This window comes from Arthrobacter sunyaminii (assembly GCF_018866305.1).
GTDB lineage: Bacteria > Actinomycetota > Actinomycetes > Actinomycetales > Micrococcaceae > Arthrobacter_B > Arthrobacter_B sunyaminii.
In genome coordinates this window covers 3,207,036-3,220,475 of the sequence record NZ_CP076456.1, presented here as the reverse complement: position 1 = coordinate 3,220,475, position 13,440 = coordinate 3,207,036, and the positions used below count along the sequence as shown (strand labels likewise).

The 13,440-nt window shown below is 64.3% G+C and carries 15 protein-coding genes and 1 tRNA gene; 10 read left to right on the top strand and 6 right to left on the bottom strand.

The window, feature by feature from the left end; genetic code table 11:
* Window positions 1-29: 29 nt before the first annotated feature.
* The 4 genes from KG104_RS14540 to KG104_RS14525 form a co-directional block, all read right to left on the bottom strand.
* Complete coding sequence (locus KG104_RS14540; protein ID WP_207347870.1) at window positions 30-1,058, bottom strand: 6-phosphofructokinase; 1,029 nt, start codon at window positions 1,056-1,058, stop codon at window positions 30-32.
* Window positions 1,059-1,186: 128 nt separating this feature from the next.
* Window positions 1,187-1,426 carry a PspC domain-containing protein gene (locus KG104_RS14535; protein WP_104052767.1) on the bottom strand — a complete coding sequence of 80 codons (240 nt, stop codon included), beginning with the start codon at window positions 1,424-1,426 and terminating at the stop codon, window positions 1,187-1,189.
* A gap of 4 nt (window positions 1,427-1,430) precedes the next feature.
* Complete coding sequence (locus tag KG104_RS14530; RefSeq protein ID WP_237687098.1) at window positions 1,431-1,730, bottom strand: hypothetical protein; 300 nt, start codon at window positions 1,728-1,730, stop codon at window positions 1,431-1,433.
* Window positions 1,727-3,049, bottom strand: a complete 1,323-nt coding sequence (locus tag KG104_RS14525; RefSeq protein ID WP_207347871.1) for a PspC domain-containing protein — start codon at window positions 3,047-3,049, stop codon at window positions 1,727-1,729. The genes KG104_RS14530 and KG104_RS14525 overlap by 4 nt, the downstream gene beginning before the upstream one ends.
* Before the next feature lie 134 nt (window positions 3,050-3,183).
* Here KG104_RS14525 and KG104_RS14520 point away from each other — a divergent pair, with 134 nt between their 5' ends.
* Both KG104_RS14520 and KG104_RS14515 read left to right on the top strand, forming a co-directional pair.
* Entirely contained in the window at window positions 3,184-4,536 is a 1,353-nt protein-coding gene (locus tag KG104_RS14520) for an ATP-binding protein (RefSeq protein WP_207347872.1), read from the top strand.
* On the top strand, window positions 4,533-5,186 hold the full coding sequence (locus KG104_RS14515; protein ID WP_104160422.1) for a LuxR C-terminal-related transcriptional regulator: 654 nt from the start codon (window positions 4,533-4,535) through the stop codon (window positions 5,184-5,186). Before KG104_RS14520 ends, KG104_RS14515 begins: the two co-directional genes overlap by 4 nt.
* A 22-nt stretch (window positions 5,187-5,208) precedes the next feature.
* On the opposite strand, the gene KG104_RS14510 is transcribed toward KG104_RS14515, so the two are convergent.
* Window positions 5,209-6,429 (bottom strand): pyridoxal phosphate-dependent aminotransferase, encoded by a 1,221-nt coding sequence (locus KG104_RS14510; RefSeq protein WP_207347873.1) that lies wholly within the window; start codon window positions 6,427-6,429, stop codon window positions 5,209-5,211.
* 320 nt (window positions 6,430-6,749) lie between these two features.
* On the opposite strand from KG104_RS14510, the gene KG104_RS14505 reads away from it, so the two are divergent.
* The 8 genes from KG104_RS14505 (at window position 6,750) to rplL (ending at window position 11,988) form a co-directional block, all read left to right on the top strand.
* Window positions 6,750-6,822: transfer RNA gene (locus KG104_RS14505), tRNA-Trp, on the top strand.
* A gap of 81 nt (window positions 6,823-6,903) precedes the next feature.
* Window positions 6,904-7,185, top strand: a complete 282-nt coding sequence (secE, locus tag KG104_RS14500; RefSeq protein WP_104052760.1) for a preprotein translocase subunit SecE — start codon at window positions 6,904-6,906, stop codon at window positions 7,183-7,185.
* 101 nt (window positions 7,186-7,286) lie between these two features.
* The gene (gene nusG, locus KG104_RS14495) at window positions 7,287-8,078 is read left to right on the top strand and encodes a transcription termination/antitermination protein NusG (protein ID WP_104052759.1); all 792 of its coding nucleotides are present in this window, start codon (window positions 7,287-7,289) and stop codon (window positions 8,076-8,078) included.
* Window positions 8,079-8,207: 129 nt separating this feature from the next.
* Window positions 8,208-8,639 (top strand): 50S ribosomal protein L11, encoded by a 432-nt coding sequence (rplK, locus tag KG104_RS14490; protein WP_104052758.1) that lies wholly within the window; start codon window positions 8,208-8,210, stop codon window positions 8,637-8,639.
* Window positions 8,640-8,779: 140 nt separating this feature from the next.
* The gene (gene rplA / locus KG104_RS14485) at window positions 8,780-9,487 is read left to right on the top strand and encodes a 50S ribosomal protein L1 (protein ID WP_104052757.1); all 708 of its coding nucleotides are present in this window, start codon (window positions 8,780-8,782) and stop codon (window positions 9,485-9,487) included.
* A gap of 107 nt (window positions 9,488-9,594) precedes the next feature.
* Window positions 9,595-10,686, top strand: a complete 1,092-nt coding sequence (locus KG104_RS14480; protein ID WP_207347874.1) for a GNAT family N-acetyltransferase — start codon at window positions 9,595-9,597, stop codon at window positions 10,684-10,686.
* Between the two features lie 285 nt (window positions 10,687-10,971).
* Complete coding sequence (rplJ, locus tag KG104_RS14475; protein WP_104052755.1) at window positions 10,972-11,535, top strand: 50S ribosomal protein L10; 564 nt, start codon at window positions 10,972-10,974, stop codon at window positions 11,533-11,535.
* 78 nt (window positions 11,536-11,613) lie between these two features.
* On the top strand, window positions 11,614-11,988 hold the full coding sequence (rplL, locus tag KG104_RS14470) for a 50S ribosomal protein L7/L12 (RefSeq protein ID WP_104052754.1): 375 nt from the start codon (window positions 11,614-11,616) through the stop codon (window positions 11,986-11,988).
* 145 nt (window positions 11,989-12,133) lie between these two features.
* Here the strand turns inward: rplL and KG104_RS14465 are convergent, their stop codons facing one another.
* Window positions 12,134-13,354, bottom strand: coding sequence for an acetyl-CoA C-acetyltransferase (locus KG104_RS14465; protein WP_207347875.1), 1,221 nt, complete (start codon window positions 13,352-13,354; stop codon window positions 12,134-12,136).
* Window positions 13,355-13,440 lie beyond the last annotated feature (86 nt).

Sequence of the window (13,440 nt, the reverse complement as noted above, 5' to 3'; positions counted from 1 at the left end):
CACCCGGTCCCGTCTGTGGCTCAGGGCCGTCAGCCGAAGAGAATGGACGCTTCGTCGTAGCGGTGCTGGGGAACTGTCTTGAGATTGTCCAGCGCCTTTTCGAAGCCCACGTGCACAATGTCCGTGCCGTGCAGGGCCACCATGGTTCCCCACAGCCCGTCGATCACGGAATCAATGGCAGCCATGCCGAGCCGTGTGGCCAGTACCCGGTCATAAGCGGTGGGAACACCTCCGCGCTGGATGTGTCCCAGGACAGTGGCACGGGTTTCGATGCCGGTCCGGGCTTCGATCTCCGGGGCCAGCAGCTCTCCGATGCCGCCGAGCCGGGGCCGGCCGAAGGCGTCCAGCCCGCGTTCTGAGTGCGGGGACTCCATGTCAGTGGTGACGAAACCCTCGGCAACGACGACGAGCGGGGCGCGGCCGCGGTCACGGGCATGGGTGACCCACTCGGCAATCTGATCCAGGCTCTGTGGATTTTCCGGAATCAGGATGGTGTGCGCCCCGGCAGCCATGCCGGAGTGAAGCGCGATCCAGCCGACGTGGCGTCCCATGACTTCAGCGACCATGCAGCGGTGATGGGATTCACCGGTGGTCCGCAGCCGGTCAATCGCTTCGGTTGCGATCTGCACAGCGGTGTCAAAACCGAAGGTGTAGTCGGTGGCGTCCAGATCGTTGTCCACGGTTTTGGGAACGCCTACGATGTTCAGGCCCGCATCTGTGAGGCGCTGCGCCGCCGCCAGGGTGCCCTCACCGCCGATCGCGATGATGGCGTCGACACCGAGCCGGTCCATGGTGGCCTTGATTTTTTCCGGCCCGCCGTTGGGTCCTTCGAAGGGATTGGTGCGGGAGGTCCCCAGGATGGTTCCGCCCTGTTTCGAAATGCCGCGGACGCTGGTTCGGGGGAGGTCGATGACGTCGCCGTCCACCACGCCGCGCCATCCGTCCAGGAACCCGACAAACTCCTGGTTGTGGACCTTGATGCCCTTGAGGACGGCTCCGCGGATCACCGCGTTGAGTCCGGGGCAGTCGCCCCCACTGGTTAGGATGCCGATCTTCATTGTTAAAACCTCTGGTTCAGTTGGGCAGCTGGTGGATCCTCAGCCTTGATTCTAGCCACCGCCGGGCTGCCGGCCATCGCCCGGAGGGTCCAGCCGGCCCCGAGGAGCCAAAACAAGCCTGCAGACTGCTAGCGTTTGCCGATCAGCTGCTCCAGCGCAATGGTGCCGTCATCCTTAGGCAGCAGGAGCCATGCGGCGAGATAGGTCCACACTCCGACAAAAGGCAGCAGGAAGCTGAGCAGGACGGCTATCCGGACCGCTGAGACGTCCCAGCCGTACCGTGCTGCCACCCCGGCGCAGACCCCGCCGGCCCAGCCGCGGGTCCGGCGGACGGGGGAGGAACGGAGAATGTCAAAGAAACGGTTCATGGTATTAGTCTGCCTGTCCGGTGGGCCGACGGGTGTCGTTTCCGCCGCTGGTGAAGTGGTTGCGGCCGCCGAAAGCGGAGATTGCGCCGCCGATCAGCAGGGCGGTGCCGCCGCCCAGCAACAGGCCCAGCAGCACTGCCAGGGGGTCGAAACTGATGTCGGTCAGCAGCCAGGCCAGGAGCAGGACCGCAGCTGCGATGATCAGCAGTCCCCAGACAATGGTGCCGGTCCGGACCGGCCGCTTGGCGGGGGAATCTTCAGGGAAGTGCTCGGAGGAACCCTGGGGGTACGCGGAAGCATTCATCGGTCCAGGTCGCTTTCGTTTACGGTCACCAGGACATTGCTGGCAACTCCCTTGATACGGACTACTAGGGGGTCGCCGTCCGTGTCATTCATTCGTTCATCCGCTGTTTTCCATAACCCCCCGGATTCGGTGAGGGTGACGCCGTCGTCAATCTGGACGTTGCCCGCAAACATGTCCGCGCGGACGAGGACGGGGACATCGTCCGGCACCAGGATGGTGAGGTCGCTGGCAGCCACGTTGACCGGGATCTCAACGGCCGGGTCTGTCTCATCCGCAAGGTAGCGCAGGTCCAGGTTCCCGTCGGCGGCCGCAAGCGTGTAACCCCCGGTGGCCGGAGAGGAAGCAGTGGGTGTCCAGTTCCCCTGATTGGCGACGACGACGGTGTCGAAGGTGCCAAGGTTGCTGCCCGCCACGCCGGCACCGGCCACTGCGGCGATGGCGGTCAGGCCAAGGATTCCGGAGGAACGCCCAAGGGCCCCGAGGATGACGATGCCAAGTCCGTTGACTGCCGCCCCCGCCGCGAGGGCAACGGCCACCGGGGTGCCGATGTCGATAACCGAGGCGTAATCCAGGGTCAGGATGACGCCGATGGTCAGCAGCACCGCTCCAAGGACAACCGCGGTTTCGGCGGCTCCGGGCGTGGTCCGCCGGCGGGGCGGGACCGCAGCGGGCCGGACCGACGAAGCCGCAGGCCCCTGCGCGGTGTAGTGGGCGGAAGCTGCAGGACCAGGGGCGGAGGCTGCGGCATACGGAGCGGAGGGGGCCGGCGGCATCGGCGGGACAGGCGCGGCAGAAGTGTGGGGGTCGCTCACGGCACCGCGGCCGTTGCGGGTGAAGAGCCAGTACACCAGCAGCCCGAGGCCGCCAACCCAGAACAGCGTCCAGAAGAAGCCGCCGAGCAGCCCGTCGCCGGACCAGAAAATGCTGGGACTTCCACCGCCCAGGACGCAGGCCACGAGCGCTCCGGTGGTCCCGGACGTCCAAGAGCCGCGCAGGGCTTCCTCTGCATGGATGCGTCCGTCGGGCTCCGGGAGCAGGGCCCAAGCCAGCCCGTAGAGCAGGAGTCCGCCGCCGAACAGGCCCAGGACAATGAACAGCCCCCGGACCAGGACCGGATCCAGTCCGGTGCGGGTTGCGATTCCCTCACAGACACCGCCCACCCAGCGGTCCTCTCCGCGGACGATGCCCAGGGAACGCAACCACGTGAAGAAGCCGTTGGGACGGGGCAGCGGGCGGGTGGGATTCTCAGCGGAGTCAAAGGGCGGCAGGGGTTCCGTGGGGGAGCCGGCCGGGTCCGGGACTGGGGGTTGCGGGGTCATGTTTCCATTCTGGCCGGCTGCAGGCTGCTGAAACATCCGGGACAGCCCTGAGGAAACCCTGAGATGGCCCTGAAAACAGGCCGGGGACTGGCCCCCGGGACGTACCGGGACAGCGAACGTGCTTGGATTAGGACATGTTGGATCCGCTTCTGAGAACAGATGACCGCGTGGTGGCAGGGGTCTGTTCCGGGCTGGCCGGGCACCTGGGCTGGTCAGTCGGGTTGGTCCGGGCACTCATGGTTCTGCTGGCGCTGGCCGGAGGCGCAGGCCTGGTGCTGTACGCCTGGTTGTGGGTGCTGGTCCCCACGGCGGATGAAGCCGCCGACAAGGTGCAGTCCAACCGCGACCCGAGGAGTGTGGCCCGGAACTTTGCTGCCTATCTGAACGAGCAACCGTCCGGGGAGTCCGACGCCCGGGAACCCGCACCGGAAGATTCCCGCTGGATTGCAGCAGCGTCCAACAGAGAGATCCTCGCCGGGCTGGCACTGCTTGCCGTGGCCGGAGCGGTCATTGCACAGCGGTTTGGCGCCGATGTGAACTGGCAGCTCCTGTTTCCCGCGGGGACCATCATTGTTGGAGCCGTCCTGGCCTGGTCCCAGCTTGATGAAACACGACGGGCGGGTTTGCTCAGCCGTGCGGGTGCAGACCGCCGCACCGGTCTGCTCCGGCTGGGAGGCGGACTCCTGCTGGTGGTTGTGGGGGTGATCCTCATGGTGTCCGGCGCCTTGACCTGGGACGCCCTGCTGGCAGGCCTGCTTGCCTCGGCAGCTGTTTTGGCCGGAGTGGCACTGGTGTTTGCGCCGTGGGCCGTAAAGTACTGGCGGGATCTGGAAACGGAGCGGACAGGCCGGATCCGGGAGCGGGAACGGGCGGAAATTGCCGCGCACCTGCATGACTCGGTTCTGCAGACCCTGGCCCTGATCCAAAACCGGTCCGGCTCGGAGCAGGACGTTCTGCGTCTGGCACGGGCGCAGGAGCGCGAGCTGCGGCGGTGGCTCTTCGCTGATGATCCGCGGACGGCCGGACAGCTGTCGGACCGCCTCAAAGCGGTGGCTGCTTCGGTTGAGGACGAGTACGGGTACCCCGTGGAGGTGGTGGCGGTGGGTGATGCGACCCTGGACCAGCCTGCGGACGCCCTGGTCCAGGCCGCACGGGCGGCGCTGATTAACGCGGCCCAGCATGCACCCGGACCGGTCTCGGTCTACGTGGAATGCACCGCTGATCGTGCTGAGGTCTTCATCCGCGACCGCGGACCCGGCTTCAACCCCGAGGAAGTGCCCGAAGACCGGCTCGGTGTCCGCGAGTCAATTGTCGGCCGGATGAGGCGCCACGGCGGCACCGCCGTCATCCGCAGCGGGCCGGACGGAACCGAAGTGCGGCTGGCCCTGCCGCTGACCCGCCCGGCAACGGAAACAAACCCGGCAGCGGGAGCTGACCCATCAACGAAAACCACAGAGAACAACCAGCAGTCATCGGAGCGCAAATGATTCCCGGCACCATCGACGTCGTAGTGGTTGATGACCACGCAATCTTCCGTTCGGGCCTGAAAGCGGACCTGGACTCCCGGCTCCGCGTTGTGGCCGAGGCGGACACCGTGGAGCGCGCCGTCGCCGCTGTCCGCGCGCACCGCCCCGCCGTCGTGCTCCTTGATGTACATCTGCCCGGCGGAGTGGGAGGCGGCGGGGCCGAAGTCATAGCCGGTTGCCGCGATTTGCTGGGCAGCACCCGGTTCCTCGCGCTCAGCGTTTCGGACGCGGCGGAGGATGTTGTGACCGTGATCCGCGCCGGCGCCCGCGGCTACGTCACCAAAACGATCTCCGGTGCCGAGATTTCCGATGCCGTGGTGCGGGTGGCAGGCGGCGACGCGGTGTTCTCGCCACGGCTCGCGGGTTTTGTCCTGGATGCGTTCGGAACTGCTGCGGTCGCCGCGGTCGACGACGAGCTGGACCGCCTCTCCGCCCGCGAGCTGGAGGTAATGCGGCTGATCGCCCGCGGCTACAGCTACAAGGAAGTGGCCAAGGAGCTTTTCATCTCCGCCAGGACGGTCGAAACCCATGTTTCGGCCGTCCTGCGAAAACTCCAGCTCTCCAACCGGCACGAACTCACCCGCTGGGCTGCGGCACGCCGGCTTCTTTAGTTCCCCGCACCCCGGGGCCGGGTCAGCTGGCCCGGCCGAGGAATTCCGTCAGGCGGGACATGCCTTCGGCAAGGTCCTCGTCGCCCAGTGCATAGGACAGGCGGAGGTAGCCGGAGGGGCCAAACGCCTCGCCGGGAACCACTGCCACCTCCACCGTTTCCAGGATCAGCGCCGCCAGCTCGGCCGAGGTCTGCGGCCGGACCGGACCGTCAGAGCCGGGGAACTCCTTGCCCAGCAGCTGCCGAACGTCGGCATAAGCGTAGAAAGCGCCTTCCGGCATGGGGCATTCGACGCCGTCAACCGAGTTCAGTGCCGCCACCATGGCTTTGCGGCGGCGGTCGAAGGCTGTTTTCATCTCTTCCACGGCGGTCAGCGGACCGGAGACAGCAGCAAGTGCGGCCATCTGGGAAACGTTGGCCACATTGGAGGACAGGTGGGACTGGAGGTTGGTGGCAGCCTTGATCACGTCCGGGGCGGCAATCATCCAGCCCACGCGCCAGCCGGTCATGGCGTAGGTCTTGGCCACACCGTTGAGCACTACCACCTTGTCGCCGAGCTCCGGCGCCGCGGTCGCAATGGAGGTGAATTCCACGCCGTCGTACGTCAGGTGTTCATAGATCTCGTCGGTGACTACCCAGAGGCCGCGGGCTGCAGCCCACCGGCCGATTTCGGCAACCTGCTCGGCGGGATAAACGGCGCCGGTGGGGTTGGAGGGCGAGCAGAACAGCAGGAGCTTGGTCTTGTCGGTGCAGGCTGCCTCGAGCTGCTCCACGGTGACCATGTATCCCTGCTCGGGGCCGGCAAACACTTCCACGGGAACGCCGCCGGCCAGCCGGATGGCTTCCGGATACGTCGTCCAGTAGGGAGCGGGGAGCAGAACCTCGTCGCCGGGGTTCAGCAGGGTGGCGAAGGCCTCGTAAACCGCCTGCTTGCCGCCGTTGGTCACCAGGATTTGGCTCGGGTCCACGGCATAACCGGAATCGCGCAGCGTTTTCTCCGCGATGGCCTTTTTCAGTTCAGGCAGCCCGCCGGCGGGGGAGTAGCGGTGGAAGCGGGGGTTGCGGGCGGCCTCGACCGCCGCGTCGACAATGTACTCCGGGGTCGGGAAATCCGGCTCGCCTGCACCGAAGCCGATCACCGGCCGCCCTGCTGCCTTGAGTGCCTTCGCCTTGGCGTCTACGGCAAGTGTCGCGGACTCCGCGATCGAAGCGATGCGCTCTGAAATTCGGCCGGTGGAAGGCATGGCGTTCCCGTCTGTGGTTGCGTTGATTTCCCGAAGGGGACTTATGGCATACGCGGCTGCCGGATATCCGGCTGCCGGTTCCAGTTTAGGTGCAGGGGCCGGTGCACGCCTTTTCTTACGGTGCTGCCGCGAAAAAACCAGGCGGCCAACAGCGTGCTGAGCATCGGAAAATGCACGGCAATCCGCCGTCGTAAAACGCCGGTTCGACGGAACAGCAAACATTGAGTAGACTTGATCTTCGTGTTGAAGTCCCAACACTGGTCTGTGCCTGTCGCCGGTTCGCTGACGACGGTTATTACCGGTAGAGTGGTTTCCTCCATAGGGTAGTGGCGCAATTGGTAGCGCAGCGGTCTCCAAAACCGCAGGTTGCAGGTTCGAGTCCTGTCTGCCCTGCGCACGGCTGTCATCACGGCAGCTCAGCAGTCCTTCATGAAGCAGCAGTCCCAGCACTTGCTGCGGCTGTGAACCGAACAGATGAGTGAGGCGATGGTGACCGAGACAGCTGCCGGCAGCTCCAAGGGACACCCCTCCAGCGGGCCCAAGAAGCGCGGCTTCTTCGCGGCCATTGCGCTCTTCCTGCGTCAGGTCATTGCAGAACTGAAAAAGGTGGTCACCCCCACCCGCAAGGAACTGCTGAGATACACCCTCGTGGTCCTGGCCTTCGTGGTCGTGATGATAGTTATCGTGACAGTTCTGGATTTTGTCTTTGGTGCGGGAGCACTGTGGATCTTCGGTGAGGGCAGCGGCGAGAGCTAGCGCCTTCCTTGAGCCCCGCCCCAAGGGCAGGAACCTCAGGCCTTTGAGCTGGAGCTAGTGACAAACCCTATAGAGCTCTGAAGAAGAAAGCAGGAATCTACGTGTCCGAGCAAGAACTCGAATCACAGATCAATGACAATGCCGCTGATCTGGATGCCGAGGATGAAACGACCGCAGCAGACGTCGCCGAGGCGCCCGCTGAGGCCGACGTTCCGGCAGAGGATGCCGACGCCGCCGATGAGGCCGTGAACTCTGATTCCGCAGACTCCGAAGACTCTGAAGAAGAGCCCGAGGAAGATCCCGCAGAAGCCTTCAAGGCCAAGCTGCGGCGCCAGGAGGGTGACTGGTACGTCATCCACTCCTACGCAGGTTACGAAAACCGCGTCAAGGCCAATCTTGAGACCCGCATCCAGACCATGGAAATGGAAGATAACATCTTCGAAATCCAGGTCCCGATGGAGGAAGTCGTCGAGATCAAGAACACGACCCGCAAGATCGTCAACCGGGTCCGAATCCCCGGTTACGTGCTGGTCCGTATGGAACTGACCGACGCCTCCTGGGGTGTTGTGCGACACACCCCCGGTGTTACAGGCTTCGTGGGCAACGCCCACAACCCGGTGCCGCTGAGCCTCAAAGAGGTTTACTCCATGCTGGAGCACACCGTGGTTTCCCCGAAGATCGAAGCCGGCAAGCCCGCGCAGGAATCTTCGAACTACGCAGTGGACTTCGAGGTCGGCGAGCCCGTTACGGTCAACGAAGGACCGTTCGAGACGCTTCAGGCCACGATCTCCGAGATCAAGCCCGAGTCCCAGCAGCTGGTGGTCCTCGTGACCATCTTCGAGCGCGAGACTCCGGTTACGCTTGGCTTCGGCCAGGTCACCAAGCTGCAGTAACACAAAGACTTCGTTGTCTGCAGGTCCGCTTTACCCTGCCGGCAGCGTCCGGCCGCCACGCCATGGCGGCCACCAACCCGGACGGACGCTCCTGTTCCCCGGGAACATAATTTAGAGAAGGACCCTTTCATGGCCCCCAAGAAAAAGGTCACCGGCCTCATCAAGCTGCAGATCAACGCAGGTGCCGCCAACCCGGCTCCTCCGATTGGTCCGGCACTTGGCCAGCACGGTGTCAACATCATGGAATTCTGCAAGGCGTACAACGCTGCAACGGAATCCCAGCGCGGCAACGTTATCCCGGTTGAAATCACCGTTTACGAAGACCGTTCGTTCACCTTCATCACGAAGACTCCTCCGGCTGCTCAGCTGATCAAGAAGGCTGCCGGTGTTGCCAAGGGTTCCGCAACCCCGCACACCGCCAAGGTTGCCAACCTGACCCAGGCTCAGGTCGAAGAGATCGCCACCATGAAGATGGAAGACCTCAACGCCAACGACGTCAAGGCTGCTGCCAAGATCATCGCCGGCACCGCCCGCTCCATGGGTATCACCGTAGAAGGCTAATAACGCCTTTTCCGTGACGCGGGTTCGCCCGCCGAACAAACATTTACACTCAAAAAGCTGCTCGTGCCATAGGGTACGACGGCGTGTGGCAGGGCCGAGCGCGGTCCGACAGACCACAACTGCACAAGGAGAAAAAGCAGATGGCAAAGCGCAGCAAAGCATATGAAGCAGCTGTAGCCAAGATCGATGCGGACAAGCTGTACGCACCGGTTGAGGCTGTAGAGCTGGCGAAGGAAACCAACCCGTCCAAGTTTGATGCCACCGTAGAGGTCGCATTCCGCCTGGGCGTCGATCCCCGCAAGGCCGACCAGATGGTCCGCGGCACGGTTAACCTGCCCCACGGTACGGGTAAGACCGCCCGCGTCCTGGTTTTCGCAACGGGCGAGAAGGCAGAGCAGGCTATTGCAGCCGGCGCTGACTTCGTTGGTTCCGATGACATGATCGAAAAGGTTGCCGCAGGCTGGGTCGACTTCGACGCCGCCGTTGCCACCCCCGACATGATGGGCAAGGTCGGCCGCCTGGGCCGCGTCCTCGGCCCGCGTAACCTGATGCCGAACCCGAAGACCGGCACGGTTACCCCGAACGTCGCCAAGGCTGTCACCGACATCAAGGGCGGCAAGATCGACTTCCGCGTCGACAAGCACTCCAACCTGCACTTCATCATCGGCAAGGTGTCCTTCGACCAGCAGAAGCTGGCCGAGAACTACGCCGCAGCCCTGGAGGAAGTCCTGCGCCTGAAGCCGTCCGCTTCCAAGGGCCGCTACATCCAGAAGGCAACCGTTTCCACCACGTTCGGCCCGGGCATCTCCGTTGACCCCAACGTCACGAAGGTTCTCGCCGACGCATAATTCGGCTTAGGGGCGCCAGCGTTCCGATTCCGTCTCAAAGGCGGCCGCAGCATATCGCTGCGGCCGCTTTTTTGTGCCCTGCAGCAGGTTGCGGCAGGATGTGATCCATGACACCTGACTCTGCGGTTATCGCTCCGCTGCCCATCCCCGGGAGCCTGGATTCTTCGGATCCTGCCTCGGCGGATTTCATCGCCGCCGTTGAGCTTCTGAATGACGCCCTGCGCGAGACGTGGGGCAATGACGACTTCCGGGACGCACCCCAGACGCAGCTGGCGGGCTTTCGTCCTTCATCAATGCGGCGGCGGATTCTGCTGGGTGCGCGGATCGGCGACGAGCTGGTGGGTGTGGCCGCGTTGAAGCTGCCGATGCTGGACAACATCCACTCGGCATGGGTGAATGTGGCCGTGGCTCCCGGTATCCGGCGGACCGGGCTGGGAAAGCGCCTGTATGCGGCGGTTGAGCAGGCCGCAGCGGCCGACGGGCGCCGAACCCTTTTGGGGGAAACTGATCATCCTGTGCGGCCGGGCTCTGATTCCGGCCCGGTGCTGGCACCGAAGAGCGGGATCGGAGCCATTCCTGCGGACAGCGCCGCACGCTTTGCCGCGGACCGGCACTTTGAGCTGGAACAGGTGGAACGGGTCAGCCTCCTGGATTTGACGGGCAGCATTGACTGGCAGGGGAAGCTGGACGCTGCCGCGGCGGCTGCCGGACAGGACTATGCCCTGGAGTTCTGGCAGGGTGCCTGCCCGGAGCACCTTGTGGATGCGTACGCGCTGCTGCGGCAAAGGATGAGCACGGATGCCCCCATGGCCGGCCTGGACGTGGAGGAGGAGCGGTGGGACGCCGGTCGGATCCGTGAGGGGGAAGCGAAAGTGTGTGAAATGCAGGCCGAAGAGCTGGTGAGCGCTGTCCGGCATGTTCCCACCGGCCAGCTGGCCGGGCACACGGTCCTGATGGTCTTTCGCAGCAACCCGGCGGTGGCCTTTCAGGACGATACCCTGGTCCTGGAGGAGCACCGGGGCCACGGGCTCGGCATGCTGCTCAAGGCTGCCAACCTGGTGCGGCTGCGGCAGGAGCTCTCCGCGGCATCACGTGTATGGACCTGGAATGCAGCCGAGAACGTCCACATGCTGGCCATCAACGAGGAGCTGGGGTTTGAGCCCGTCGGATATTCGGGGGAGTGGCAGAAGGTTCTCTGAAGGCCGATTTGGCCTGCCCGGGATTCTCCCGTACGCTGGAGATACCAAAGACCGTCGGTCGATGTGCTTTCAATCCCACTCTCATCCTGGATCTCCGGGACCGCGGGTGGACTCCGGTTGATCGGACATCCGAAAGTCCCTTCACAGGGCGGCCTGCGCAGGTGAACGAACTCAGCCAAACGGTGCGCGTCAATGCGTGCCTGCTGCTAAGCCCCGTGCATCTGCCCGGGGCGTTTTTTATGTTCGGGACCCGATCCACCGGCACTATTCCCCGGAAGGAGGGTTATGGCAACGCCAACAAAGGTATCGGCAGTTGAAGAAATCACCACAGATTTCAAGGAATCAACCGCTGCTGTCCTAACCGAATACCGCGGGCTCACCGTTGCACAGCTCAAGGAGCTGCGTCGTTCGCTCGGCCAGGACACCAAGTACTCGGTCGTCAAGAACACCCTGACTGGCATTGCAGCCAAGGAAGCCGGCATCGACGCGTTCGACGGCCAGCTCTCCGGCCCCACTGCAATTGCCTTCATCAAGGGTGACGCAGTTGCAGCTGCAAAGAGCCTGACGGATTTTGCCAAGACCAACCCGCAGCTGATCATCAAGACCGGTGTCTTCGAGGGCAATGCCCTGGATGCTACCGGTGTTGCCGCCCTGGCTGCCCTTGAATCCCGTGAGCTCCAGCTTGCACGCGTCGCCGGTGTCCTCAAGGCACCGATGTCCATGCTGGCACGCTCGGTCGATGCCCTGCGCGTCAAGCTTGAAGAGGGAAGCGATTCTGCTCCCGCCGCGGAAGAGGCTCCGGCCGCCGCAGAAGAAGCTCCGGCCGCTGAAGCAGCCACCGAAGAGTAATCGCTCTTCCAATCCACACTCCGGTGCCGTCGCACCACTAAGGTGCCCGCGCACCACTTATAGGAAGGACGCCACACCATGGCGAAGCTGACCAACGAAGAGCTCATTGAAGCCTTCAAGGAACTGTCCATCATCGAGCTCTCCGACTTCGTGAAGCTCTTCGAAGAGACCTTCGACGTTACCGCTGCTGCTGTTGCAGTTGCCGGTCCCGCCGCCGGTGCTGCCGAGGCCGAAGACGAGAAGACTGAATTCGACGTCATCCTCGAAGCTGCAGGCGACAAGAAGATCGCAGTCATCAAGGAAGTTCGTGCCCTGACTTCCCTGGGCCTGAAGGAAGCCAAGGACGTTGTCGACAGCGCCCCGAAGGCTGTCCTGGAAGGCGCTACGAAGGAAGCCGCAGAGAAGGCAAAGGAAGCCCTCGAGGCTGCCGGCGCCACGGTTACCGTCAAGTAGTAGTTTTTCCCTTCGCGGCTTGACGCCGCGCAGACAGAAAGACCCCGTCCCTTGGGACGGGGTCTTTCTGTTTAGGTGCGGTCCCCGCAGCCTGGTGCTGTCCGGTGCGCGGACGGAGCCTCTGGCCGGCGGGAGAACGGGCTAGTCAGGCCTCGTCGCGGAACAGCAGCAGTGCTTCACCCTGCCCGCCGCCGCCGCACAGGGCAACCGCAGCTTTGCCGGTGCCGCGCCGCTGCAGCTCGAAGGCTGCGGTAAGGGCCAGCCGGGCACCCGAAGCTCCGATCGGGTGACCCAGGGCGATGGCACCGCCGTACAGATTGCACTGGTCCAAATCCATTCCCAGTTCATTCAGGGACTGGACGGCTACAGCACCGAAGGCTTCATTGATCTCGATGAAATCCAGGTCCGCTGGGGTCCAGCCGGCCCGGTTCAGGGCGGCAAAGATGGCGTTGGAGGGCTGTGAATGCAGGCTGTTGTCGGGACCGGCCACCTGCCCCGGGGCACCCACCACCGCCAGGACGTCGAGACCGTTCTCTTCCGCGTAGGCGCGTGTGGTGAGAATCAGCGCGGCGGCGCCGTCGGAAAGCGGCGACGAGTTGCCTGCCGTGATGGTGCCTTCGGGATCAAAGGCAGGACGGAGGCCGGCCAGTGTTTCGGTGGTCGTAGCGGGACGCACGCCTTCGTCGGAGGTAAGGATGAGCGGCTCGCCCCGGCGCTGCGGAACAGTGACGGGCACAATCTCGGTTTCGAACACCCCGGATGCCATGGCGGCGGCGGCCCGACGGTGTGAAGCGGCGGCCACTTCGTCCTGCTCCAGCCGTTTGATGGCCAGCTTGGTGTTGCCGCGCTCGGTGGAGATGCCCATGGAGTCATGGTCGAAAGCGTCCGTCAGCCCGTCATGGCCGACGGAATCCAGGGCACTGATGTTGCCGTAGTTCCAGCCCTGGCGGGACCCGGGCAGCAGGTGCGGCCCGTTTGTCATGGATTCCTGGCCCCCGGCCACCACCACCGTGGCTTCACCGCCGCGGATCAGGCGGGCGGCGTCAACCACGGAGGCCAGTCCGGACAGGCAAACCTTGTTGATCGTGACAGTGGGGACATCCCAGCCAATGCCGGCCTTGATGGAGGACTGGCGGGCCGGGTTCTGTCCGCAGCCGGCCTGGACCACATGGCCCATGATGACGGCCTGCACATCGGCGGCCGGTACACGGGCCTGCTCCAAAGCACCCGCAATGGCGAAGGCGCCGAGCTCCACGGCGCTAAAAGAGGCAAGCTGGCCGTTCAGTCGTCCCTGCGGGGTGCGTGCACCACCGACGATGACCACTTCGGTCATGGCTGCTGCATCTTGGTCTGGACGGTTGCTCATGGCGGAATAGTCTCTTTCGTCGTCGAATCTGCTGTGAGCCCGGTGATGCGGACCACGCTGGAACAAGGGTACGCCAAGACACGGGT

Coding starts and splice junctions, on each gene's coding strand:
- KG104_RS14465 (WP_207347875.1), bottom strand. CDS start 13,354: ATGAGCAACCGTCCAGACCAAGATGCAGCAGCCATGACCGAAGTGGTC.
- secE (WP_104052760.1), top strand. CDS start 6,904: ATGAGTGAGGCGATGGTGACCGAGACAGCTGCCGGCAGCTCCAAGGGA.
- KG104_RS14530 (WP_237687098.1), bottom strand. CDS start 1,730: ATGAATGCTTCCGCGTACCCCCAGGGTTCCTCCGAGCACTTCCCTGAA.
- rplL (WP_104052754.1), top strand. CDS start 11,614: ATGGCGAAGCTGACCAACGAAGAGCTCATTGAAGCCTTCAAGGAACTG.
- KG104_RS14540 (WP_207347870.1), bottom strand. CDS start 1,058: ATGAAGATCGGCATCCTAACCAGTGGGGGCGACTGCCCCGGACTCAAC.
- KG104_RS14525 (WP_207347871.1), bottom strand. CDS start 3,049: ATGACCCCGCAACCCCCAGTCCCGGACCCGGCCGGCTCCCCCACGGAA.
- KG104_RS14520 (WP_207347872.1), top strand. CDS start 3,184: ATGTTGGATCCGCTTCTGAGAACAGATGACCGCGTGGTGGCAGGGGTC.
- KG104_RS14515 (WP_104160422.1), top strand. CDS start 4,533: ATGATTCCCGGCACCATCGACGTCGTAGTGGTTGATGACCACGCAATC.
- KG104_RS14535 (WP_104052767.1), bottom strand. CDS start 1,426: ATGAACCGTTTCTTTGACATTCTCCGTTCCTCCCCCGTCCGCCGGACC.
- KG104_RS14510 (WP_207347873.1), bottom strand. CDS start 6,429: ATGCCTTCCACCGGCCGAATTTCAGAGCGCATCGCTTCGATCGCGGAG.
- rplA (WP_104052757.1), top strand. CDS start 8,780: ATGGCAAAGCGCAGCAAAGCATATGAAGCAGCTGTAGCCAAGATCGAT.
- rplJ (WP_104052755.1), top strand. CDS start 10,972: ATGGCAACGCCAACAAAGGTATCGGCAGTTGAAGAAATCACCACAGAT.
- KG104_RS14480 (WP_207347874.1), top strand. CDS start 9,595: ATGACACCTGACTCTGCGGTTATCGCTCCGCTGCCCATCCCCGGGAGC.
- rplK (WP_104052758.1), top strand. CDS start 8,208: ATGGCCCCCAAGAAAAAGGTCACCGGCCTCATCAAGCTGCAGATCAAC.